This window comes from Ignavibacteriales bacterium (genome assembly GCA_026390795.1).
In the GTDB taxonomy this organism is placed as follows: Bacteria; Bacteroidota; Ignavibacteria; order Ignavibacteriales; family Melioribacteraceae; genus Fen-1258.
In genome coordinates this window covers 416417-441181 of record JAPLFG010000003.1, presented here as the reverse complement: position 1 = coordinate 441181, position 24765 = coordinate 416417, and the positions used below count along the sequence as shown (strand labels likewise).

Sequence of the window (24765 nt, the reverse complement as noted above, 5' to 3'; positions counted from 1 at the left end):
TCTAGTATTTAGACCATAGTAGTTAGTCTAACGACTAATCACTATTTACCTAATACTAAATGTTGTTATCCTTGAATAAAAACTTCTCTTCGTTTTAGTTCTGCTTGATGTCTTTTCTTAAGTCGTTTTTTCGCTTTTAGTTCATCAATTTTTTTGATAACATCATCGAAAGTTGAATACGGGAAGAATGTAATTCTATTTATCTCACAATGTCGCAGTAATGAATGCTTCGCGAAAATGAAATCGCAAAATTGTGCCGGGCAAATATCTGTAATGCCATCTCCGATATAGAAAGTGTAATCTTCATCACTGCTAAAATTCAAAACATGATTCCGTTTGCAATTTCCGCATTGTGTGCATTCTTCGTCGGTAAAAGGGAAGAGAGGGATTAATTTATTCTCCTCATCAAACGAGAGTTTATTGGAATAAACTTCGAGATGCGCTAGTCCTTCGCGCTCTAAAAATTTTTGAATGTAAAAATCAAAACCGTCACTCAAAACACGTAACTCAAATCCTTCGGTAGCGCAGTAATTTACAAATTTTTTAAATGCCGGATCAATTTTTATCTCATCTAAAAAAAGATCAAATTCATTTTCATCAAAATTGTTTACCTGACTGCAGAGCAATCTCCACAGTTCCATCGAATTTATTTTTTGATCAATCCATTCATCAACCCAGGCTTTGGATTTGACAGCATCGCCGAATCTTAGAAACATTGCCTCGCCGACATCGGTTTGTGTAATCGTTCCATCGAAGTCAACAAATATTTTATATGATTTGTTATTGAGGTTCATAAGTTGATGGTATTTCTTCAAAACGAACGCCTACCAATTTAGAAATACCTTCTTCCTGAATTGTTACGCCGTACATGGTTTCCGATGCTTCCATCGTTCGTTTGTTGTGAGTTACAATTATAAATTGAGTCTTAACGCTGAATTCCTTTATCAGTTTGGTGAAGCGGTCTATATTTGCATCATCAAGAGGCGCGTCAACTTCATCAAGAATACAAAACGGACTTGGTTTAACAAGATAAATCGCAAAGAGAAGAGCAGTAGCGGTTAAAGTTTTCTCTCCTCCGGAAAGAAGTTCAATTGAAGTCGGTCGCTTGCCTTTCGGCTTGGCAAGAATTTCAATTTTACCTTCAAGCGGATCAATTCCTTCTTCGAGCATTAAATCTGCTTCATCGCCCGGATTGAAGAGTGTTTGGAATATCTGGGTAAAGTTTTGACGGATTTTTTCAAATGTATCAAGAAATAGCTGCTGTGCTGTTTCATTGATCTCGTTAATTGTCTTAATCAAATCTTTTTCGGAATCTGTTAAGTCGTCACGTTGTTTATGCAAAAATTCAAGCCGTTTATTTTCTTCTTCATATTCGGAATAAGCAAGAAGATTTACCGGACCAATATTTTTTATTTTTTCTTTAAGCGATTGAACTTCAGCAGTTGTTGAGATAAAATCGAAAGTCTCAAGATCATCAAACTGTTTCAGAGCCAGTTCTAATGAATAATTTTCTTTAATGTGATCGATCAAATTTTCCGTGCGGATAGTAATTTCATTTTCTTTTATTTCAAACGAGTAAACTTTATCTGAAACTTCCTGACGTTCATTCCGCAATTGATTTAATTCATTCTCAAATTTTGCCGCTTCGTCTTTAATCGCTTTTAATTTGTCGCTAATCTCTTTTTCTTCATTAAGCAACGTTTGCCTGAGAGAATTAATCGATTCAAGATCATCATTTACTTGTACTATCTTCTCTTTAAGAGTGTCGGTCTCTACTTCGTTAGACTGCAAATCCTCTTGACGTTTCTCGATTCCTTTTGATATTTGTGTTTGATTCGATTGGGAACGAGTTATTGAACTCCGAGTGTTTTCAATTTGTCCTTTCAACCGTTCGAGTTCAAGTTTGCGCTGATTCTGCTCTTCAACAAATGAATTGAATTCATCCTCGAAGGCATCAAGTTCCGATTCATTCGAGTAGATATTCTCTTCAAAAACTTTTTTCTTTTCATTCAGCGAATCGAGTTCTTTATCGAAAGTAATAATCTGATTATCAAGCAAATTTGCTTTTTCCGCAAGCTCGCGGATTTCCTTCTGAGAATTCTCAATTTCTTCGTTTGCCTTGTTCTTTTCAAATTCAAGTTGAGAAATTTGCTTTTCTATATTTGCAACATCATTGGCAATTAATTTCTCGCTGTCGGTTAAATTCTTCAAATCAATTCTAGAAATTTTTCCCTCGGTATCCGCAATAAGAGCTTTCAATCTGGCTAAACTGGTTTCATGTTTTGGGAATTCTTTCTTTAAATTTTCCAAAAGCTGGCGGCGTCCAAATAAAGTTTCATCTTGTTTGGGAAGAGAGCCGGCTTCAACAATACCGCTGGTTTGAACAAAATCGCCGTCTAAAGTTGAAAAATTAAATCCGGGATATTTTTTGTTCAGATAAATTGCAGATTTTAAATCTGCAGTAACCGCATAATTGAACAGTGCCTGTTCAAAAAACGGCTGCCAGTTTTTTTCGGTTTCAACAAAATCTTTTGCCCAACCGATAAATGTTTCCTCTTTGGCAAGTTTTTTTGCTTTTCTCTTTTGACTGAAATCCGCCAAGTTTTCTATAAATGATTTCTTTACTTGCCCGTTCGAACGCAGTAAATAAAAGCTTGCTTTGCCAAGATCATTCTTTCGCAAATACTCGATAGCATTCTGAAGATCGTCTGTGCTTTCAACGAGAAGATTATTAAGAACAGATTTGAGTGCGGCTTCTAAAGCAAACCGGTATTTCTCTTGTGCGTTTCCTATATCGGCAAAAATATTTTTATTCTTTTTAGTCCATTCATTGTTTTCAATAAGAACTTTAGCGCCTTTAGAAATACCTTCCAGATTGGAGATCAATGTTTGCAAAAATTCAATTTTTTCTTTCAGTCCGGCAAGAAGCGTTTTTTCTTCAACTTCTTTTTGCTTAAGTGAATTAAGTTCTTGTTCTAAATCTTCTTTTTCTTTTTCGCGCAGAGCAATCATTAACCCGGCATCTTTAAGCTTTTGCTCGGCACTGTTTTTCTCTACGTTCAACTCTTCAATGAAGCCGACTGTTTTTGCAATCTTGTTAGTGATGTTCTGAATTTTCTGATTGAGTTTTTCTATGTTGGAATTATGGGTAGCCAGTTCTTTTCTAATATTAGCAGCATTGTTTTCTCTTTCCGAAATTTCTCTTAACAATGAAAACTTTTCTTCATTAAGCTGTTTTAATTCACCGCGCTTCTTCTCAAGAGCTTCCCGCCGGTCAATAACTATTTGCTCACTTTGAGAAATTTCCGAACTCTTTTCATCAAGTTTTTGAGAGAGCATTAACAGATCTTCGTTGCTTTGCTCGATATGATTAATCGTTTCATCCAACTGATGCTGAAGTTCTAAAATTTCTTTTTGCAATCTTTCATGATTGCCGAGAAGCGATTTAAGCCGTTCTTCAGAAACCGAGATATTTTTTTGTGTTGTATGAAGTTGGTCTGTATTAAGAGCAATTTCATCTCGTTTGTTCTCTAAGCGGGTATCAATTTCATTTATTTCATTTCTATAGCGGATCAGTTCATTTTCAATTTTTCGAATGTCAAGATCAATAGTGTCTTTTTTATTTGTAAACTCGGATATATCTGTTAAGAGATTTTGCCTTTTGATGCTGAGATGAGAATACTCACGTTCGGCAAGATCAATTTCTTTATCGCGCAAAACAGATTGAATTTGTGTGTATTGATCTGCACGTTTTGCTTGTCGTTCAAGAGAGCGAACCGATTTTTCAACTTCGGAAACAATATCATTTACACGTGTAAGATCAGATTTAACATCATCCAATTTTTTCAAAGAGAGGCGGCGGCGCAATTTATATTTGTTAACTCCGGCAGCTTCTTCAAACATCTTTCTGCGTTCTTCGGTTCTGCTGCTCAAAATTGTTTCAACCATTTTCAACTCGATCACAGAGTAAGCATTTGCGCCTATTCCAGTATCCATGAAAAGGTTTGTAATATCTTTAAGGCGGCAAAGATTCTTGTTCAGAAGATATTCGCTTTCACCTGAACGAAAAATTCTACGTGTAATTGTAACTTCGGTGTATTCGGTTGGGAGAACGCCTTTGTCATTTACCAGAGTAAGAGATACTTCAGACATTCCCATTGGCTTCTTATCGCGGGTTCCGTTGAAGATTACGTTCTCCATTTTATCGCTGCGGAGAGTTGTAGTTTTTTGTTCACCCAGCACCCATCGAATTGCATCCACAATATTTGTCTTACCGCATCCGTTAGGGCCAACAATGCCGGTTATACCGCGGTTGAAATTTATATTAGTCTTGTTAGCAAAAGACTTGAATCCGAAGATCTCTAATTTGGATAAAAACAAATAGCGCCTCTAAAAAATCATTGAATTGTACTGCTTGATTGAATTTACTATGTAATAGTATGTTGAACTAGTCAGCTGATATTTCAATAAGATGCCGCCGACAAATAAAACAATTACAGCGAGACTGTATAAATAAACCATCAATGGTCTTACATCAAAGACAACATAAATTCCCTTGAAGATTCTCTGAAGAATCCACAAGAAATATAAAATCAAAAAAATAAAAATGACCGTTTCATATGATCCATTGATTAAAAGTTTGAAGAGAATTAATTCAACCGGAAGCAAGAGAATTAAGGGCAAGAATGACCAAACGACCGTATATAAAATGCTTGTAAACTCAACACGCGTTTTAATAAAGAACGACGCAAACTTAATTACTGCCGCAATTACTACAAATTTCAAAATGAATAGAGCGAAGAGAAACACAAAACAACTCTGCAGATTCCACGCAAGGTAACTGATAAGCTTTAGTAAGCTGTGATGCCCGATTGCGATAACTAATTTTTCTAATAAAATATTAGTGCGGTAATAGTAAAGTAATATCGTAATTAGAAGTGATGCCGAGCCTGCTTGGATCAAAAGTAAAATCGCAGTGTGAATGCCTGACATGATTCTATGATCCCGGACATCTGCGAAAAAATTATACGGTCTTAATAATGCACGGGTACAATCTTCTCTGAATTTTTTCTTTGTGTTTATAAGAACAGCCATAACAATGAAAAGAAACAATGCAAGTAAAATGAAAATAATCGGGTTATCCTCTTTACGTGTGCCGATTGGAATTGTAACTTTTGCATCGTTGCCCAATTTTGCGGCTATTACTTTATAGCCGATACCATTAAGGTTGCGCGCATAATCAAGAATACCAAATTTATAAAATCCATTTTCTGAATAACTGCCGTATAGAGAAGCAAATTCTCCTTTGTAGTCACAGAGTGAATTAATGAAGAAGCCGGAAATTTTTAATTCTCTTGTTAGATCAATTAATACGCTAAAATATTTTGCTTGAGCGTCCGATGAATATTTTGTCAAGTAACCGCTTTGATTGCCTTTGTAGTTAGGGTAGGTTACTTCACTTACAAAGATCGAATTCTTGCCAAGCGCATCAATTCCTTTTTGAAGTTCTTCTTTAATGTTTGCAATAAGGGGAGAATATAATTCGACACCGTAAAAATCTATTGCTTCAACCGGTGTGATTGGAACTCCTACAAAAGAAGCGTAAGTGAAAAATCCTTTATCCCGTATTGAGCCGGCAACACGCGAAAGAAAATTTTGTGTTATGACGGAATTGGGAAGCAATGAAGAACCAACGCCAGCTAATATTGTGTTGCCGTATTCAGAGTAGCTTGATACCATCGATTTTAAAAGTTGGATGGTATGAAGTTGAAAATCATTCAGAGCTAAAAGATCTTCCGGAACAGAATTCAGCGGTAACTCAACCATTGCAAATAAGCCGAGCTCCTGGCAAAGTTTCATTGCATAAGGATTTGGGTAGCTTTTTGAAAATCTTACAGAATTAAATCCGGTATTTTTAATGAGAGTCAAATCATCTTTAATTTTGTCGTATCCATTCATTTGCCGGAGAGAAGATTCATCGTAGAGATAAGTGGTCCCTTGAAGAACAAATGGATTTCCGTTTAGAAGGAAATTCTTCTCATCTTTATTGATTTGATAAAAAGAAATCTGCTTGACGTTTTTATCTATTACTAATCCGTTGCTAATCAGAGTAACTTCGCATAAATAATAATTTGGCGATTGCGGAGACCATAACAGCGGATTAATTAATTCTAGACGGATATTCGATTCGTTATTTTCTGAAGAAATTGTTTCTACAAAATCTCCTTTTGCTTGAGCTGCTGCAGAACCGTTAGGTATTAAATTTACGCGAACAATTATTTCTTTTGATTGAGAAACTTGAGAAGATTTTTGGAACGATGAATTTTCAATCCCAATTTTGAAATTTATGTATGTTCTACTTAGAGTTTGATCAAATGAATACGTATATGAATTGGAAGATATATGAAGTGGAGCAACAGTTTTTATATAAACATCTCTAAAAATACCGCCGCTCAGACTTGGGAACAAAAATCGTTGTGTTGAAGGAATGGAATTTTCCGAATTAAGTTTTGAACTTACTTTTACAGAAATAATGGAATTCTCTTTTAAAATGTCTTTAGGAAGTGAAACCTCAAACGGATACGAGCCGCCTGAATGTTTGTAAATATTGTATCCGTTAATAGAAATTTCAGCAGAATAGTTTAATCCTAAAAATCCTAAAACAAGTTGAGAATTTTGAAGCTGCTTTTCAGTGAATTTTACATTCTTCTCAAAAATAAGAGATTCTTCCCCTTCAAAAATTGCGGGGATCGAAACAGTTATTTTTTTCTCACTATCGCTTTCACTGTATACTTGCCAGCCTGAATTTAGCAGCTCAACATTCCGATATTCATTCCTATCAAAAAAGACCGGATCAAAAATACCGTTCGTATTTTGCGGAAGGGAGATAACTTTGATTTGAGCTAATAACAAATTTTGCAGTAAAGCTGATAGAAAGATAAGGTACTTCAGATGTTTTGCCATAATGCCGTAAATTTTTCAAATAAACGGCACAAATATACGAAATCGAAGGGGGGGGTATCAATAAAATTCCAAAAAATATGGGCTCGTTTTGAGCCCATTTTGAAGATAAACTAATATTTTACTAAATGATTAAGCGGCTTCTATAATTTTAACGAAAGATTCCGCTTTTAAGCAAGCTCCGCCGACTAAGGCACCGTCAATATCAGGCTGAGAAAGTAATTCTTTGGCATTGTCTGCTTTAACACTTCCGCCATATTGGATTACAAGTTGATCTGCAAAATTTTGCGAGTAGAGCTTTGCGATTAATGTGCGAATAAATTGATGAACTTCTTGAGCTTGCTGAGGTGTTGCGTTTCTTCCTGTTCCAATAGCCCAAACAGGTTCGTATGCAACAATTAGAAATTCCAGTTCGCTTTCACTTATTCCTCCCAAACCATTTCTAACTTGTCTTTCAATTACTTTGAATGTTACAGCTTTTTCTCTTTCTTCTAAAGTTTCACCGACACAGAAGATCGGCTTCAAGAGATTTTTAATTGAGGCTTTTATTTTTTTGTTAATTACCTGATCGCTCTCTGCAAAAATAGTTCTTCTTTCGGAATGTCCGAGAATTACAAATTCACAACCGACACTTTTGAGCATAGATGGAGAAATCTCTCCTGTGAAAGCACCACTCTCTTCAAAATAAACATTCTGTGCGCCAAGTTTAATTGATGAATCTTTCAGTAGAGCTTTGGCAGTTTCAAGATTAATAAACGGCGGACATACAATAGCATCGGCGTTAACCTTTTTTCCACTCAATTCTTTTTTAATCTCGGAGATCAAATTAACTGTTTCATGGATGTCGTTATTCATTTTCCAATTTCCGGCAATGATTTTTTTACGCATTCTCTTTCCTCGTATATTTTATTGCGAAAAAAAGCTGTCAGTTGACAGCTTCTACTCTTCTAATTCCGGGTACTTCTTTAATCAATGCACGCTCAACACCGGCTCGTAAAGTCATTTGAGACATCGGGCAATCGCTGCATGCTCCTGTTAGTTTTACTTCAACAATTCCTTCCGGTGTAACCCGTACCAGTTCTACATCGCCGCCATCAGCTTCCAAATATGGTCTGATTGATTGCAATGCATTCAGAACCTTTTCGTGCATCGTGTCGCTCATTTTAATATCCTTCGTATATAATCTTAAAATTCAATTTCAATTTTGGGCGCAGCAGATGAAAAATTTGTTTTGCTGATTTCTGCTGCCATATTTCTACTGATTTCAAAAATCTTTTTTGCTTGTTCAGATTCCGGTTTATCAAAAACGATCGGTTTGCCTTTATCTCCGCCCTCGCGAATGTTTTGGTTTATCGGTAATTGACCTAACAACGGTATTGAAAATTCATTGGCGAGTTTTTTACCGCCGTCAGTTCCAAATATATCATACCTTTTGCCGGTATCGGGTGCCAAAAAATAGCTCATATTTTCAACAATGCCAAGAATTGGAACGTTTACTCGCTGGAACATCTTAATCGCTTTTTTTACATCAACAATTGAAACATCCTGCGGTGTTGTTACTATTACAGCACCTGTCAGCGGAATTGTCTGAACAAGTGTAAGCTGAATATCACCGGTTCCAGGAGGCAAATCAAAAATTAAATAGTCAAGTTCATCCCAATGTACATCGCTCATAAATTGTTTGATGGCTCCGCTTGCCATTGGTCCGCGCCATATAACGGGTGCATCGTCATCAATTAAAAATCCAATTGACATTACTTTTACACCGAAGTTTTCTAAAGGAACCATCTTGGCTGTTGCAGTATCCTGATAGATTCGCGGTTTATCATTAATTCCCAGCATCATCGGAATGCTTGGACCGTAAATATCTGCATCAATCAATCCAACCTTTGCACCATCGAGAGCAAGAGCTACTGCAAGATTTACAGCTACTGTACTTTTCCCGACTCCACCTTTACCGCTTGCAACTGCAATTGTATTTTTTACTCCGGGTAAAATCTCGCTCACTCTCTGATTTTTACTCGGTTGAACTTTTGCACTCATTGTAATAGCTATTAATCCAACGCCGGGATTTTCTGCTTTAATTGCATTGATACAATCTTGTTCAATTTTATCTTTGAGCGGACAGGCAGGAGTTGTAAGTTCAACTGTAACTGAAATATTGTTTCCATCTATTTTAATATCTTTAATCATTCCAAGCGTAACTAGATCTTTGTGAAGGTCGGGATCATTAACCTTGCGAAGAGAATTTGTTACCGATTCAACAGTGATTACCATTAGTTCTCCAAAATTTTTGTTCCAAAAATAGTATTTTTTTCTGTCATTCTACTTCTGAACAAATATTATCAAATTAAGGTTTCATCTCTTTCACTTATCAAACTTTATAATAAAGGGGGAATTATTCAGTAGTGAAAATCGTTCCTTGAAATAGAATGTCATAAGAAGTAAGTTAATATCGGAAAGTTGAATAAAGGAGTGAACGTTGAATCCATTGACTTCCTTGATTGCGGGAATAGTCTTCATTGTGGTTTTGCTTATTATCTTTCTGCCGGGTGTAGGAATAATTGCTCGCTGGAAAAGAAATAGAAAGGATAGATCGCGAGAGTTGATTGAAGATGCTTTGAAACATCTTTACGATTGTGAGTATACAAGTGTTGATTGTTCACTTAACAGTATTAGCGGTAGTTTATCTTTAAGCGGTGAAAAAACTGCTCAGGTTATCTCCAGTCTTGAATCTATGAATTTGATCACTTCTCATGAAAATAAAATTTCACTTACACCTGAAGGCAGATCTTATGCTTTACGAATAATCAGAATTCACAGGTTGTGGGAAAGACATTTAGCAGATAATACAAGTGTTCTGGAAAAAGATTGGCATTCGGTTGCCGAACAGAGAGAACATGAGACTTCGCGTGAAGAGGCGGACCGGCTTGCGGCTAGACTCGGGAATCCATTAATAGATCCTCACGGTGATCCGATTCCGTCTACTACGGGTGAGATTCCTGAAAGAGAAGGAATAACTCTCAATAATCTCAAGAATGGAATTTTTGCTGCAATTATTCATATTGAAGACGAGCCGAAAGAAGTTTACGCGCAGCTTTCAGCTATGGGACTTTATCCCGGTATGCAAATTTATCTTTTAGAAAATTCAAAAAACAAAATTCGATTTGAAGCTGATGGAGAAGAATGTTTACTCGCTCCAATTCTTGCATCTAATATTACAGTTGTTCCAATCTCTGAGAAAGATCATGTTAAAGAGAAATTTCAGTCATTATCTTCTCTTAAAATGGATCAATCGGCTATGATAGTCGGTATCTCCAAAGCGATGCGTGGGCAGCAGAGAAGACGGTTGCTGGATTTTGGTGTCGTTCCCGGAACAATTGTAAAAGCTCAATTGGAAAGTTTAAGCGGAGATCCGACCGGTTACGAAATTCGTGGTGCAACAATCGCGCTTAGAAGAAATCAATCGGATCTTATCTATATAAAACAAGTTGATTAATTAAAGCGGTCGTTACTATTTGAAAACGACCGGTTTTAGTACTAAAAATTTAGAAAAAAAATAATGATTACAGATAATGCAAACTGTGCAACTTGTCCAGCTCACAACCTGGCAAATCTTGTTAAACTTGGTATTGATATGTCCGAGTTTGATTATGTAGTTGCGCTCGCCGGAAATCCTAATACAGGAAAGAGTACAGTCTTTAATAATTTAACCGGATTGAAGCAGCACACAGGCAACTGGCCGGGTAAAACTGTAGGACGTGCTGAAGGTGGATTTAAATTCGGTGAGAAACGTTTTAAAATTGTTGATCTGCCCGGGACTTATTCGCTCCTTTCAACAAGCGATGATGAAGAGATTGCCAGAGATTTTATTTTGTTCGGTCAACCGGATGTAACAGTTATAGTTGTTGATGCAACCCGTCTGGAAAGGAATCTTAATCTAGTTCTTCAAGTTCTTGAAATTACAGATAGAGCTGTATTATGTGCTAATTTAATTGATGAAGCAGCGCGTCATAAAATTCAAATTGACGACCGCCTGCTTTCCAAAATGTTGGGTATTCCCGTTGTTCCAACTGCAGCCCGGCAGGGCGTTGGTATAAATGAATTGTTGAAACAGATACATGACGTTGCAACCGGTCAATTCATCTGTAAACCGCACCGTCTTTCCAGTGAAATTAAAAATGTATCTCATGCGGTTGATCAATTGAATAAAAAAATTGCCCAGACTTTTCCTGATTTGCCTAATACAAGATGGATTGCTCTTCGCCTTCTTGAAGGTGATCAAAAAGTAATGGATGCAATTCGAACCGGCGAAATTGGTAACCTTAAACCGGTAGAAAATTTTAGTGAATAAATAAAACAAAGAATACTGACGCAAAATTTGAGTATTCTTAATCTATTTGAGTTATGCTTTAAGCCACTTTAGGAAAGTTGATGAATAAAACTGAAGAAATATTATCCACAGCAAATAAGTTGAGATGGGAAGTCGGTGAAAATTTTCACGATTCTATTCTTGAGTCTATCTATAAAGATGCATCCGAAATTTCCGGCAAGGTTATAACAAGAATCGGCGAGAAACCGAAGTTCGATCTGGACCGTTTTATTGATCGTATTGTTACTGGAAAATGGACGGGATTTCCAATCATGTTTCTTTTGCTTGCTTTAGTTTTTTGGCTTACGATTATAGGTGCTAACATTCCATCTGCCTGGATTTCTTTTATTCTTGTTGATACACTCCATCCTCTTTTGAAAAATTTTATGAATTCGATTCACATTCCATTTTGGATAACGGGATTACTAATTGACGGAGCTTATCTTGCAGCCGCGTGGGTTATAAGCGTCATGCTGCCGCCGATGGCAATATTTTTCCCAATGTTTACATTGTTGGAAGATTTCGGATATCTGCCGCGCGTTGCTTTCAATATGGATAATATTTACAGGAAAGTCGGCGCACATGGTAAACAAGCATTAACAATGAGTATGGGTTTTGGATGCAATGCTGCAGGTGTAATTGCAACTCGAATTATCGATAGTCCTCGCGAACGAATTATAGCAATAATAACTAATAATTTTTCATTGTGTAACGGGCGCTGGCCTACGCAAATATTAATTGCAACTATATTTATCGGGGGAACTGTTCCTGCTTATCTTGCTGGAATTGCATCAGCCGGTGCGGTCGTTGCTATAGCAATTCTTGGTGTATTTTTCAGCTTAGTTGTATCATGGGGACTTTCAAAAAGTGTTTTGAAGGGGGAAGCATCTGCTTTTAGTTTGGAACTTCCTCCTTATCGCCCGCCAAGACTGCTGCAGACTCTCTACACATCATTAATTGACAGAACAATTTTTGTTTTGTGGCGTGCTGTTGTATTTGCAGTTCCTGCCGGACTTGTGATATGGCTGGTTGCAAATGTAGATATCAGTGGAATCAGTTTAGCTGAACATTTTATTCGAGGTGTTGACCCGTTTGCGTTTTTCATCGGATTGAATGGAGTAATTATTCTAGCCTATGTAATAGCTATTCCTGCAAATGAAATTGTCATTCCTACTGTTCTGATGTTAACAGTATTAAGTACAAAGATGACATTAGGTGCCGGTGCCGGGGTTATGTTTGAACTTGATTCTACTGCAGCTACAGCTAACATTCTTCATGCTGGAGGTTGGACAGTATTAACCGGAATTAATCTGATGTTGTTTAGTTTACTTCACAACCCATGTTCTACAACCATTTATACAATTTATAAAGAAACGAAAAGTTTAAAGTGGACAATGATTTCAACATTTTTACCAATAGCTATGGGTTTAATAATCTGCTTCTTTTTTACTCAAATCTGGAGATTGATAGCCGGATGATTATGGAGAAAAATTTCTTCCGGAGAGTTTTTGTGATTTTGTTCTTTTCTACTACTCTCGGTTTTGCGCAAGAAATTCCGGAATTAATAACGGACCGCCCGGACCAAACAGAATCACCTAACGTAGTTCCTTTCGATGCACTTCAATTAGAAACGGGATTCATTTATCAAAAACAAAAATATTCGGAAAAGGCAATCTCAATTGAGAATGATAATTTAATTCTGGCAACTACACTTTGCCGTTACGGTGTGAATTCATTTATGGAATTACGTTTTGGAGGGGAGTATTTCATTGGTCAAACACTTACCGACGGATTAAAATCGAATCTTCAAGGAATTCAAAATATATTATTCGGGGCAAAGTTTAATGTTAGGAAAAATGAGAAGATTTTTTCTAATGTGGGGATAATCATTCAAACAATACTTCCTTTCGGGAATGCGGAGTTACGCCCGGATAAATTTATTCCCACTTTTTTACTTTCAATAGACCAAAGTATTTCTGATGATATTTCATTCGGATATAACCTCGGGGCGGAAGGAATTACAGGAACCGATCGATATTATTTCATATACACAGCTTCATTGGCATATGATATCAATGAAAGATTAGGTACGTTTTTCGAATTCTACGGTAGTTCGGCAAATCAATTAACGCCATCGAATAATTTGGATTGCGGTTTAACCTATCTGATTAGAAAGAATGTTCAAGTCGATTTTTCTTTAGGGACAACATTAATTAATGATAGTACGGATTTTTTTGGGAGTATTGGTTTCTCAATTAGAATCCCGCAATAAAGCTACTCTGTAAATTCGTGTGGTATGATTTTTTTATTGGTGGGAGTAGAGCGAAGCATCATCCATTCCTGTTGATTTATTTTCTTCTCGGTATAAACTTTTCTATTAAAAACATATTTGCCCGTCGGAAGCAAAACGCGCGCTTTAACATTATCCTTTAGACAAGTATCGAGTATATGTTTCTTAATGAATATTTTCAAATCCTTATCCATTATTGGAAAAGAAATTTCAACTCTCCTGTCAAGATTGCGCTGCATCAAATCGGCACTGCTTCCGTAAATTTCTTCCTTGCCGTTATTATAGAAATAATAAATACGGCTGTGCTCTAAAAATCTTCCGACAATACTTATTACCCGGATATTATCGCTTAGTCCGTTCATCTGTGGAATTAAACAGCAGATCCCACGCACAATCAAATCTATTTTAACTCCTTGAGATGACGCCTCGTATAATGCGGCAATCAGCAATGGATCAACAAGTGAGTTGAGTTTGAAAATCAAACGCCCGGTACCGCCTTCTTTTACATTCTTTATCTCTCTATGAATTAGATTCAAAAAATTTTGACGTTTGTTAAACGGTGCCACCCACAATTTTCTAAAATTATTTTGTTCCGAATAACCGGTAAGAAAATTAAAAATTTCGGAAACATCCGAACAAATTTCTTCATCACAGGAGAACAAACCAACATCTGTATAAATTTTTGCTGTTGTTATGTTGTAATTACCGGTGCTCATGTGGACATAGCGTTTAACGCCGTCAACTTCTTTACGAACAACTAATGTCATCTTTGCATGAGTCTTTAACCCTAGCAATCCGTAAACGACATGCACGCCGGCTTTTTCAAGTTCACGTGCCCAATAAATATTATTCTCTTCATCAAAACGGGCTTTCAATTCGACCAGAACAGCAACTTGTTTTTTCCGTTCCGCTGCTTCAATTAAATATTTTATTATCGGTGAATTTGTTCCGACACGATAAAGTGTTTGTTTAATTGCTAAAACATCGGGATCTAAAGACGCTTGTTTAATAAATTCAATTACCGGACTGAACGAATCGTACGGATGGTGAAGCAGAATATCTTTTCGGCGTATTAATGAAAACAAATTTTCTTCTTCTTCAAATATATCTGGAACAACAGGGTGATATGGCTTCTCTTTTATTAGCGGGAGTTGAAGATCATAAAGAAGTATCAGATCACTAAGCCCAAGGTTTCCATCAATCACGTGTAAATCATCGCGGGTAATTTCTAAATTCTCAATTAACGTATCGATCATATATTCGGGCATTTGCTTTTCAACTTCAAGCCGAACTACAGAACCGAATTTCCTCTGTTTAATATTTTCTTCTATCATTTGAAGCAAGTCGTCTGCTTCATCTTCTTGAATTTCAAGATCGGTATCGCGTGTTATTCTAAAACGATATGCCTCAACTATTTCTAATCCAGGAAAAAGTAAATTCAGATTCGATTTAATTAAATCGCCAATCCAGATATATTTATACACACCATTCGATGTTCCATTAATTGGTTTTGCTTTGACAATCGATTCAATTCGGAGAAGCCGCGGAAGAATTCCAGGTACTTTGACACGGGCAAAATGTTTTTCGCCGTTTGGTTTTTTAATCAGAATTGCAAAACTCAAACTCAAATTGGATATGTAAGGAAACGGTCTTCCCGGGTCGAAGGCAAGCGGAGTAAGAACAGGGTAAATTTCTTTCAAGAAATATTGATTTAGCGCTTCATGTTCTTCATTAGAAATTTCTTCAAGGGTACAAATATGAATTTTATTCGCTCTTAATTGCGGTACGATCTCATCGCGCCAATAATCACTAATTTGTCTTAGCATCGGCTGAAGAGTTTTCTCAAGTTTCCTTAATTGTTCAATTGGAGTCATGCCGTCAATTGACGTATCAATTATATTTGCACGCATCTGTTCTTTGATACCAGCAATACGAATCATGTAAAATTCATCAAGATTGGAAAAGAAAATGGAGATAAATTTAACTTTTTCTAATAAGGGAAGGTTTGGATTGAGTGCTTCTTCAAGAACTCTTCTATTAAACTCCAGCCAACTTAAGTCTCGGCTAAATAAATTTTCCGGCTTAATATATTTTTGAAGATTTTCTTTTGATAATTTCATTATAAACTAATTGTTATTTCTCAATTTTAGGTGATGAATATAGTATTTTTTCGCCAGATTTCCCTCAAATTGAGCTCACTTAAACTTCTTGGCAGAACTAAAGCTTCCCAAGTCGTAATCAATTTCCATGTCGGGCATTTTCAATCTTTTGATATTTACATTTGCAATGCTAAAAAATTTTTCCGCAAGTGTATCGTGAAAATCAGAAAAGATTACAACCTCTTTAATACCTGCGGTTATTAAAGCTTTAGAACAATTGGTGCACGGCATTGTTGTAATATAAGCGGTGGCGCCTTGGGTGCTTATGCCGTGTGATGAACATTGCAGGATTGCATTCATCTCCGCATGTATAGTACGAACACAATGATTATCAACAATCAAACATCCGTCGTCTTCACAATGTCCGTCGCCGGGAATTGATCCGTTGTAACCTGTAGAGAGAATTTGCTTTTCCTTTACCAGCACACATCCGCAGTGCATACGCGGGCATGTTGCTCTTTCAGAAACAAGCATTGCAACTTTTAAAAAATATTCATCCCACGATGGACGTTGAATTTCTTTCTTATCCATTAATTATCCTAATATTGTGTCTTCCTAAATTAAATTTACAAAATATTTTGAATGGAAATCTCTTGTAAAGCTCAGATTTACGCCAAAAATTAGAGTATTTTTTTTAAAAGTAGATACAGGTTGCTGGAAATAAAAAACTGCCATGGTTGAGGGCGGACCATGGCAGTTAAACATAATGTATCGAGGGTGCTTATTTTGTTACGGTATTATGATTACAAAGATTATACCAAAGAAAATTCAAGCGGTTATTAAGATTATTCAAATTGTAGGAATTTAGAATTGAGGGAAGAAACTTTGTTTATAGGTCATTTTCGATGGAAAGGGGCAATATATATCAAAGCGTATGTTTATTTTGATCCGACAGCCCCTCTTATCAACTCAGTATGTAAGTAAAAAAGGGAAGATCTTTCATGTAATTTTTTCAGCTTCATTTAGAATTATTTTAAAAATAGTTCCTTCGTTAATTATAGATTCTTTCACAAAAATTTTCCCTTCGTGATAATCCTCAATTATTCTTTTGGAAAGACTTAAACCCAAACCCCAGCCGCGGCGTTTTGTGCTATATCCGGGACGGAAAATATCTTTTTTTCTGCCGGCTTCAATTCCTTTCCCGTTATCCGAAACTTCAATTTCAATTTTACCGTGGTTCTCACTAATACTGAAATTAATTTTGCCTTCCTGGATTTCAATGGCGTCCAACGCATTCTTGATTAAATTTTCTATTACCCACTCAAACAACTCGTTATTCATTTTGGCTTTTAATTCTTTGTCGCCTTGAAGACCAATTAATACATTTTTACCCAGCTGAGGCAGCCGTCTCTGAAAATAATTTGCAACACGTTCTATTGTTAAGAAAGGGGATTCATCACGAAGTTCTGGTTTAGAACCGATCTTGGAAAATCGTTTTGTAATTTTATTTAGCCGGGTTAAATCGCTGTTAATTTCATCCGATATATCCAGAACTTTATCTTGATTTGCATAATTCATTTTTAACATTTCATTCCATCCCATTAAGCTGGAGATTGGAGTACCAAGTTGATGTGCCGTTTCCTTCGACATCCCAACCCAAATGTTGCTCTGTTCGCTTCTTTTTATGTAGCTAAAACTCGAATAGGCAATAATTAAAAAGAGAAGTGCGAAAATTATCTGAAGAAATGGATAATACCTTAACCGTGTAATAATTTCTGAATCACCAAAATAAATTTTCTGGTGTACTTTTCCATCTGGAAACTTTATATCAATCGGCATTTGCTCAGAAGCCAGAAGTTTCACTTTATCTGAGAGAAATTTTTTGAGTTCAATTCCTTTTAGGTCAGGCTTATGAGGAATGTTTTTGTATCCGCTTCCGGCGACTGTAGTGGTAACCACACCGTTGCCATCTGTTAGAATAAGAGGAAAATCAATTCTCTGAATTATATTTTGGAATATAAAAGTAAGATCGGAATTGGGAGACTCTGTATTGGCAATGTACTCCAAACTACTTGCGTACAATTTTACAATTTCTTTCTCGCGTTCCTGAAGTTTACCAACTATGTTTTGCGTATAGTAAAGAGTTCCGAAAGCAATTGCAGCTCCTATCACTATTAAAACAAGTTTAATATTCATAGAAGCAGGTCCGCCGGTCATTTTCATTTGAATCTCCTTATAGAAATTAACCCAATGAAATTTACGAAACTGTTTTCGCTAATTAAAAAAAAGAAAGGGTAAAAAAGATTCTATAGTTCAATCGTCTGATCTCTCTTCGGACCAACAGAAATCATACTAATTTCAAATCCGCCTTGCTGTGAAATGAATTGTAGATAATCTTTGGCCTCTGAAGGTAATTGATCATAGCTAGTCAGATTGGAAAGTTCGGATTTCCAGCCCGGCAGAGATTCATAGATAGGGGTAACCTGCATCATTTGATTTTCGTTTGTTGGAAAAGATTTTAACCGCTTACCGTTAATTTCATAACCAACACATACTTTTATATTATCGAAATAGCTTAAGACATCGAGCTTTGTGATGGCTGCTCTCTCAATTCCGTTAATCATTTTTGAATAGTTCAGTAAGAAAGCATCAAACCAGCCGCATCTTCTTGGTCTGCCTGTTGTTGCGCCAAACTCTGCGCCGATTTTCCTTAATTGTTCACCATCTTCATCTAATAGTTCTGTTGGGAACGGCCCTAATCCTACTCTTGTTGTATAAGCCTTCACAATTCCAATTACGGAAGAAATTTTTGTTGGAGGAATTCCTGAACCAGTGCAAGCCCCTCCTGAAGTTGGACTCGATGAAGTGACATAAGGGTAAGTTCCGAAATCAACATCGAGTAGAGCGCCCTGAGCACCTTCCAATAAAATAGATTTTCCTTCTTCCAAAGCCGTATTAAGATAGAGCGGAACATCAGTAATATATTGATCTATTGCATCATCGAACGCTAAATACTCTTTGATTATTTCATTTACATCCAGCTCTTTTTGGTTATACACTTTTTTCAAAAGATTATTATTTTCTGCAATGTTCTGCTTAATTTTTTCTTCAAGAACTTTTTTGTCAAGTAGATCTACAATTTTTATTCCTTTACGGGCATATTTATCTATATAACATGGTCCAATTCCACGTCCGGTTGTTCCAATTTTTGAAGACCCGCTTTCATTAAGTAAATCTAGGAGCTTATGATAGGGCATAATTAAGTGTGCATTATGGCTAATAAAAAGTCTTCCTTTTATACTTATACCCATTCCCTCCAATAATGAAATTTCATCTAGCAAAGCTTTTGGATCAATTACAACACCGTTGCCGATTACACAAAGAACTTTTTCTCTAAGAATTCCGGATGGGATAAGATGAAGAATAAATTTTTTACTCCCGATTTCAACTGTATGGCCGGCGTTAGCACCGCCTTGATAGCGCACAACAAGATCGTAGCGTTCGCTCAAAATATCAACAATTTTTCCTTTGCCTTCGTCGCCCCATTGGCTGCCGACAATTACTGTTACACTCATTTATGCCTCGGATCTAATTTAGGTGGGTAAAACTCCGGCAAAATATTACCGGAGTTGTAAAAAATTAATAATTATTTAAAACTTTCAACCGCATCATTAACAGAAGTATAATGTTCGAATATAGTAATTAGTTTTGTTATTACAAGAAGACTCTCGATTTTTTCTGTAGCATTTGCCAATTTCATGATACCGCCGCCATTTTTTACGGTAGTATATCCGCTAATAAGCATTCCAAGTCCGGAACTATTCATAAATTTTGTCTCAGATAAATCAATAATTACATTCTTTTTATCATCATCAAGTAATTTATGAAGAAGATCGCTAAATTCTTGGGCCTCGGGTCCGCCCATAACGTTTCCTTTTAACTCGACTACTACGGCTCCATATTTTTCGACTTGTTTGACCTTCATGTTTTCTCCTCAAGGTTAATTTAGTTTTGTTATCAATTTTATACTATTCAATCCTGTCTGAAAATAAAGAATGAGGAATGGATATAATTATTCATAAATATTTATATTGGCAACTAAATTATTGAATAGAAAAGTAAAAAGAAAGTTATTTTAAGTCTCATTATTACCAAATTTTATTTTGTGTAAATCATTAGCTTTTGAGGAACAATAAACTATAATTCTCGTCTAAAAGCATGGAAGTAGTAAAAGAACAAGACCAATTTGATTTTAGCGAATCGAAAGGAGAAAGGGACGAAGACTTTACTCTTATCCGTTCGTTTATAAATGGAGAGGAATCAACATTTAGAATCCTTGTGCTCAAACACAAAGAAAAAGTTAGAAATTTAGTTTTTCTTACTTTAGGTGACACCGAGTTTGTTGATGATATTTCTCAAGATGTTTTTATAAGTGTTTATCACAAACTAAATGAATTTCGTTTTGAATCAAAGTTTACAACTTGGCTATACAGAATTACGGTTAATAAGTGCAGGGACTATTTAAGAAAGAAAAGAGTTCGCAGTATTTTTGTTCCCATTAAAGATTCGGACAGCGAATACGGGACGGGACCATTTTCTGAAGATGTAGATATTCCTCAGTTAGTTAGAGGATCGATTGCAAAATTACCTGAGAAACTTAGAATACCGCTTGTTCTAAGAGATATCGATGGATTGAGTTATAAAGAGATTGCCGATCAATTAGGTATTGAAGTCGGTACTATAAAATCAAGAATTTTCCGGGCACGTGAAAGTCTAAAGATAATCCTAGAACCATACCAAAAAGAGTTAAGAGCATATTAATATGAGTGAACAACAGAAAGATAAATTTCTTGGCTTTGCAAAAGTCAAAAAATATTTTCCATTTGTTGTTTTAATTGTCCTATCGGTTGCACTCATGTTCTTTTTTAAACACAAGAAACAAGAAATAAATAAATCAATTGCAGATGTAAAAAATAATTTGCTTTCCTTTTATGCCGAAAATCTAAAACCGCTCTTATCCCAGACTAATATTTCAGAAGAAGATATATTCAATTTTGCTTTATATAATAGTTTACCGCTTGATAAAGAAAAAAATAAAGTTCTTGTAATTTCAGAGGATAGACCCGGCAATAATACTTTTGTTATTAAACCGGCGGATTTCAATTCATCTACAAAGAACTACGAAACCTTTGTAAATTATATGGGGATGAACGAAAGTCAAAAAGCAAAAGCGGATTCAATATTAAATTCATATAAAAAAGAAATTTATTCTTCCGTATTAGTCAATGAGAAAAACACATATGCCGTAAATCCTAAGATTGCCGATATCCAGCAAGCAGTTCTTGCCGATTTAATTTCATTTGCACAAAAGGTCAACCAATCCAAATCAAAAGAACTTTTTACGGAACATTATGATCTTAGTGATAAAAAAAAGTTTGCTGATCTAATTACTTCAGCCAAAGCAATTCCGCAAAATGAATATTATTTAATCACTCCCGATACGGTAGCTAGGACATATTTCAAATGGAACCAGGAAAAGTTTAATCAACATTTAAACGATCTCGAAAAAAGTAAATATACAATTGCTCCGCCAATACCAAATTTAGATGTTCAGTACGAAAGTGCGCCGACGGTTCCGAAGGTCAAGAGCATTCCGGGTGCAGATGATTTTTCTTTTAATATTGATTCGAACTCTTTCAAGATTGTTGTTCCAATGGAAACAATGAAATTTACTAGAGAAGTTAACGACAGCATAAGAGTTAAATTGAGAGATGCTGCACGGAAAATGAAAAATATTTCGTTTTATTTTGGAAATAAAAAACATAGTACCCATAGTTCTAGAGATTCAAGAATTCCCAACGCCCCCGAAACACCGGAAATAATTATTAATCCTTATGAAATTGTAAACAGTACCATGGAGATGCTCTCAAAAACACAAGTAAAGGATTGGGAAAAATTTGGGGAGAAGATGGATTCTTTGTCAAGAAAATTTAATCCTGAAATGAACGATTCCTTAAAAAAGAAGATAACAGAAGAAATAATGAGAGTGACCAAAGGACTAAAAAAATCGAATAATAAGATTAAAGCTGATACTCTAAAAAAACACTAGCATAGAAAGCCAAATAAGAATCACATGTTTTGTATAGTATAATTTTTCCCTAATATCAGAGAACAATTGAGAAAAATGCAAAGCAGATTAAAAATATTAACACGTGCACGGGGACTTGAGAACGCAGTTATTGTATTCATTCTCCTTTTCTTGTTCAATCTGATTTTTCCTCAGCACGATACAATATTGTTGTTCATCGGGAACGAAATACTTGTTTTTATTACCGTATTTTTCTCTTTCAATTATGTATCCGGTTTTCTCAATTCGAAAGTAGATTCGCCTCTTTCATTAGTGCTGAACGCCGGGATATTAGCCGCTCTAATTTTTTTCACCGTATCGATAGTAAAGGCGCTCTTAGGGAGCCAAAGCAGCGGAAACGGAATTGGTTTTTTTAATTCGCTTTTCTCTGTGCTGCTGAACTTTGTTTTTATATGTGCCATCGTTTACATTTTTTCCACTTTCCGTGAATTATCTTTCCTGCGTCAAAAGAAAGATCCGAGTACATACTTCAATACAATGCTTGCATTCTTTGGTCTAAGTTTTATCTCAAATATTTTTTTAAAGTTCGATCCAACTTTTAGCTACCCCAAAGAATCATTTACCGTTGTCACAATTGTATTAATATTTTTAAACTCTTTACGCGTTTCTTGGATTGCGTTCTTAACCAAACGGCAAAAATATTACTTACTAGTGATATCGGTTGTTCTCTCAATATTATTTGCTCTGGATTACTCCATTGTAAATGATGAGACCAGTATAATGCAAAAAATACTCTTCGCTTTTTCACCCGGGCTTCAAACCTTTATAAGTTTATTAATGATTTACGGCATAATAAATTTTGGCGTAATATTTTTTACAACTCTTTTCCATTTGCCTACTGCCGAAGCGTTCGACCGCAAAGCTGATGAAGTTTCTTCGATGATGGATCTTACAAAACTTGTTACTCAAGTTTTCGATTTTAAGGAACTGGCGGAAACTATTACGACTATTACCGCACGGGTATGCAACGCAGATTCAGCGTGGTTAATAACCAAGAAAGGCAATGACATCGAACTCGGCTCTGTTCATAATATCGGATTTGTTGATGCTGATAGAATTACGAATCAATTATTTGGTTCCGGCGAAAACGATTATGACACAATAGAAATAATTCAATATGACGAAATCAATCCGGTAATAAAAAATAACGATCAGAGATTCAAATCTATTGCAATTGCTCCTCTGAAAGTTCATGGAAATGTAAACGGATATCTTTTTGCCGCGAGACAGCGCGATAATAATTTTGATCCGGATGAGAAAAAAGCAGTGCAGGCTTTTGCAGATTATGCTGCTGTTGCTCTTGAGAATGCAAAATTGATTGAAGAGTCAATCGAAAAAGAACGTCTTGAAAAAGAGTTCGATGTTGCCCGCGATATACAGCGAAAAATTCTTCCGAGCACCGTTCCAACTTCCGACCAGCTGCAAATATCTGCTCTTTTTGTCCCGGCATTTGAAGTCGGCGGCGATTACTATGACTTCTTTGAACTTGAAAACGATCGGCTTGGATTTGTAGTTGCCGATGTTTCCGGTAAAGGAATAAGTGCCGCATTTATTATGGCGGAAGTGAAAGGAATTTTTGAATCACTTTCCAAGATAATATTTAATCCTCGAGAACTATTGATTAATGTAAATAATATTTTAAAAGAGAGCCTCGATAAAAAAAATTTCGTTACTGCTATATACGGTGTTATAAATAAAAAGTCCGGCGTTCTTAATTTTGCAAGAGCGGGACATACACCTATTCATATCTGCAGTTCTGAAAAGATTGAACGTTTTCAACCTGCAGGTATCGGGTTAGGACTCGATTACACAATTGGATTTACTTCTTCAATAAAAGAAATGGAAATTCAATTGAAGAATAATGATATTGTAATTTGTTATTCCGATGGTATTCCGGAAGCGAAAAATAAATTGGAAGAAGACTTTGGATATGACAGGCTAGATTCTTTATTAATAAAAAATTGCAATGAAAACCTGGATAAGATTTCGAATAATTTAATGAAAGAATTAACCGTTTTTTCCCAAAGTCATTCCCAGCATGATGATATTACTTTAGTAATGTTTAAGTGGAATCAAAAAAAATAATAATAGCAGGAGTTATTTAATGGCGGATTTCAATGTCAACTTACGAGGAGTCGGTTCCGTGAGTGTGATTGATGTGAAAGGGTATCTTGATGCTCATACCGCGCCGGAGCTTGAAAATATCTTCAACAAATTACTCGACCAGCGTCAGTTTCGAGTTGTGGTCAATTTTGACGAGTTGAAGTACATAAGCAGCGCCGGGCTTGGTGTTTTTATGGCTTACGTAGAAACAATGAGAGAAAACAGCGGTGATATCAAGTTCTCTAACATGAAAGAAAATGTTTATAACATTTTCGATCTACTCGGCTTTCCGATTTTATACGAATTCTTCAAAGAAGAAAAAGAAGCTCTTCAAAAATTTGATTCTCAAGGATAAGCTTGAATTCTTCTAACAAAATATTTGAGAAAGAACTTTCTATCAAAAGTACAACCGACAATCTTGCTTTGATAAGAGAGTTTACGAGGTCTGCGGCAGAAGAAATCGGATTTACCGATGAAACAATCGGTAAAATAATTCTTGCTGTAGATGAAGCATGTACAAATATTATTAAACACGCCTATAAATATTCTCCCGACGGCAATATTATCATTTCCATCAAGTTTGAAGAGAGCAAATTTATTATTGCTATAACCGACGAAGGTAATCACTTTGATCCAGCACGTGTGCCGGAACCCGACTTAATTCATTATTATAAGCAGAAACGAGCCGGCGGGCTTGGCATGTTTCTTATGAAAAAGCTTATGGATGAAGTTAAGTACTCTACTCTTACCGGAAATAAAAACCAAGTTATTTTAGTTAAATATCTCTCCTAAT

The 24765-nt window shown here is 35.9% G+C and carries 20 protein-coding genes; 9 read left to right on the top strand and 11 right to left on the bottom strand.

Features of this window, described 5'->3' with window-relative positions:
• Nucleotides 1-65 precede the first annotated feature (65 nt).
• The 6 genes from NTX65_05565 to apbC all read right to left on the bottom strand — a co-directional run bounded on the left by NTX65_05565 (nt 66) and on the right by apbC (nt 9237).
• Nucleotides 66-794 carry an MtnX-like HAD-IB family phosphatase gene (locus NTX65_05565; GenBank protein MCX6168783.1) on the bottom strand — a complete coding sequence of 243 codons (729 nt, stop codon included), beginning with the start codon at nt 792-794 and terminating at the stop codon, nt 66-68.
• Entirely contained in the window at nt 781-4380 is a 3600-nt protein-coding gene (gene smc, locus NTX65_05560) for a chromosome segregation protein SMC (GenBank protein MCX6168782.1), read from the bottom strand. Before smc ends, NTX65_05565 begins: the two co-directional genes overlap by 14 nt.
• A 9-nt stretch (nt 4381-4389) precedes the next feature.
• Complete coding sequence (locus tag NTX65_05555; protein MCX6168781.1) at nt 4390-6963, bottom strand: hypothetical protein; 2574 nt, start codon at nt 6961-6963, stop codon at nt 4390-4392.
• Nucleotides 6964-7092: 129 nt separating this feature from the next.
• Nucleotides 7093-7848 (bottom strand): triose-phosphate isomerase, encoded by a 756-nt coding sequence (gene tpiA, locus NTX65_05550; protein MCX6168780.1) that lies wholly within the window; start codon nt 7846-7848, stop codon nt 7093-7095.
• Between the two features lie 37 nt (nt 7849-7885).
• Nucleotides 7886-8110, bottom strand: coding sequence for a NifU family protein (locus tag NTX65_05545; GenBank protein MCX6168779.1), 225 nt, complete (start codon nt 8108-8110; stop codon nt 7886-7888).
• 35 nt (nt 8111-8145) lie between these two features.
• Entirely contained in the window at nt 8146-9237 is a 1092-nt protein-coding gene (apbC, locus tag NTX65_05540) for an iron-sulfur cluster carrier protein ApbC (GenBank protein MCX6168778.1), read from the bottom strand.
• A gap of 205 nt (nt 9238-9442) precedes the next feature.
• Between apbC and NTX65_05535 the strand changes: the two genes are divergently transcribed.
• The 4 genes from NTX65_05535 (at nt 9443) to NTX65_05520 (ending at nt 13604) form a co-directional block, all read left to right on the top strand.
• The gene (locus tag NTX65_05535) at nt 9443-10459 is read left to right on the top strand and encodes a metal-dependent transcriptional regulator (protein ID MCX6168777.1); all 1017 of its coding nucleotides are present in this window, start codon (nt 9443-9445) and stop codon (nt 10457-10459) included.
• Nucleotides 10460-10522: 63 nt separating this feature from the next.
• A complete protein-coding gene (locus NTX65_05530; protein MCX6168776.1) occupies nt 10523-11314 on the top strand; it encodes a 50S ribosome-binding GTPase in 792 nt (263 codons plus the stop codon).
• An 80-nt stretch (nt 11315-11394) separates the two neighbouring features.
• Nucleotides 11395-12810 (top strand): ferrous iron transporter B, encoded by a 1416-nt coding sequence (locus NTX65_05525; GenBank protein ID MCX6168775.1) that lies wholly within the window; start codon nt 11395-11397, stop codon nt 12808-12810.
• Between the two features lie 32 nt (nt 12811-12842).
• Nucleotides 12843-13604, top strand: coding sequence for a transporter (locus tag NTX65_05520; protein ID MCX6168774.1), 762 nt, complete (start codon nt 12843-12845; stop codon nt 13602-13604).
• A gap of 2 nt (nt 13605-13606) precedes the next feature.
• Here the strand turns inward: NTX65_05520 and ppk1 are convergent, their stop codons facing one another.
• From ppk1 to NTX65_05495, 5 genes are all read right to left on the bottom strand, one after another.
• Complete coding sequence (gene ppk1 / locus NTX65_05515; protein ID MCX6168773.1) at nt 13607-15742, bottom strand: polyphosphate kinase 1; 2136 nt, start codon at nt 15740-15742, stop codon at nt 13607-13609.
• A gap of 75 nt (nt 15743-15817) precedes the next feature.
• On the bottom strand, nt 15818-16312 hold the full coding sequence (locus NTX65_05510) for a deaminase (protein MCX6168772.1): 495 nt from the start codon (nt 16310-16312) through the stop codon (nt 15818-15820).
• Between the two features lie 408 nt (nt 16313-16720).
• Entirely contained in the window at nt 16721-17944 is a 1224-nt protein-coding gene (locus tag NTX65_05505; protein MCX6168771.1) for a HAMP domain-containing sensor histidine kinase, read from the bottom strand.
• Nucleotides 17945-18027: 83 nt separating this feature from the next.
• Nucleotides 18028-19296, bottom strand: a complete 1269-nt coding sequence (locus NTX65_05500; GenBank protein ID MCX6168770.1) for an adenylosuccinate synthase — start codon at nt 19294-19296, stop codon at nt 18028-18030.
• A gap of 71 nt (nt 19297-19367) precedes the next feature.
• Entirely contained in the window at nt 19368-19706 is a 339-nt protein-coding gene (locus tag NTX65_05495) for an STAS domain-containing protein (GenBank protein MCX6168769.1), read from the bottom strand.
• A gap of 233 nt (nt 19707-19939) precedes the next feature.
• Between NTX65_05495 and NTX65_05490 the strand changes: the two genes are divergently transcribed.
• The 5 genes from NTX65_05490 to NTX65_05470 all read left to right on the top strand — a co-directional run bounded on the left by NTX65_05490 (nt 19940) and on the right by NTX65_05470 (nt 24764).
• Nucleotides 19940-20542, top strand: coding sequence for a sigma-70 family RNA polymerase sigma factor (locus NTX65_05490; protein MCX6168768.1), 603 nt, complete (start codon nt 19940-19942; stop codon nt 20540-20542).
• Between the two features lies 1 nt (nt 20543).
• Complete coding sequence (locus tag NTX65_05485) at nt 20544-21830, top strand: hypothetical protein (GenBank protein ID MCX6168767.1); 1287 nt, start codon at nt 20544-20546, stop codon at nt 21828-21830.
• A 75-nt stretch (nt 21831-21905) separates the two neighbouring features.
• Nucleotides 21906-23954, top strand: a complete 2049-nt coding sequence (locus NTX65_05480) for a SpoIIE family protein phosphatase (GenBank protein MCX6168766.1) — start codon at nt 21906-21908, stop codon at nt 23952-23954.
• Nucleotides 23955-23973: 19 nt separating this feature from the next.
• On the top strand, nt 23974-24327 hold the full coding sequence (locus NTX65_05475; GenBank protein ID MCX6168765.1) for an STAS domain-containing protein: 354 nt from the start codon (nt 23974-23976) through the stop codon (nt 24325-24327).
• Nucleotides 24328-24329: 2 nt separating this feature from the next.
• Nucleotides 24330-24764 carry an ATP-binding protein gene (locus NTX65_05470; GenBank protein ID MCX6168764.1) on the top strand — a complete coding sequence of 145 codons (435 nt, stop codon included), beginning with the start codon at nt 24330-24332 and terminating at the stop codon, nt 24762-24764.
• Nucleotide 24765: the final 1 nt, after the last annotated feature.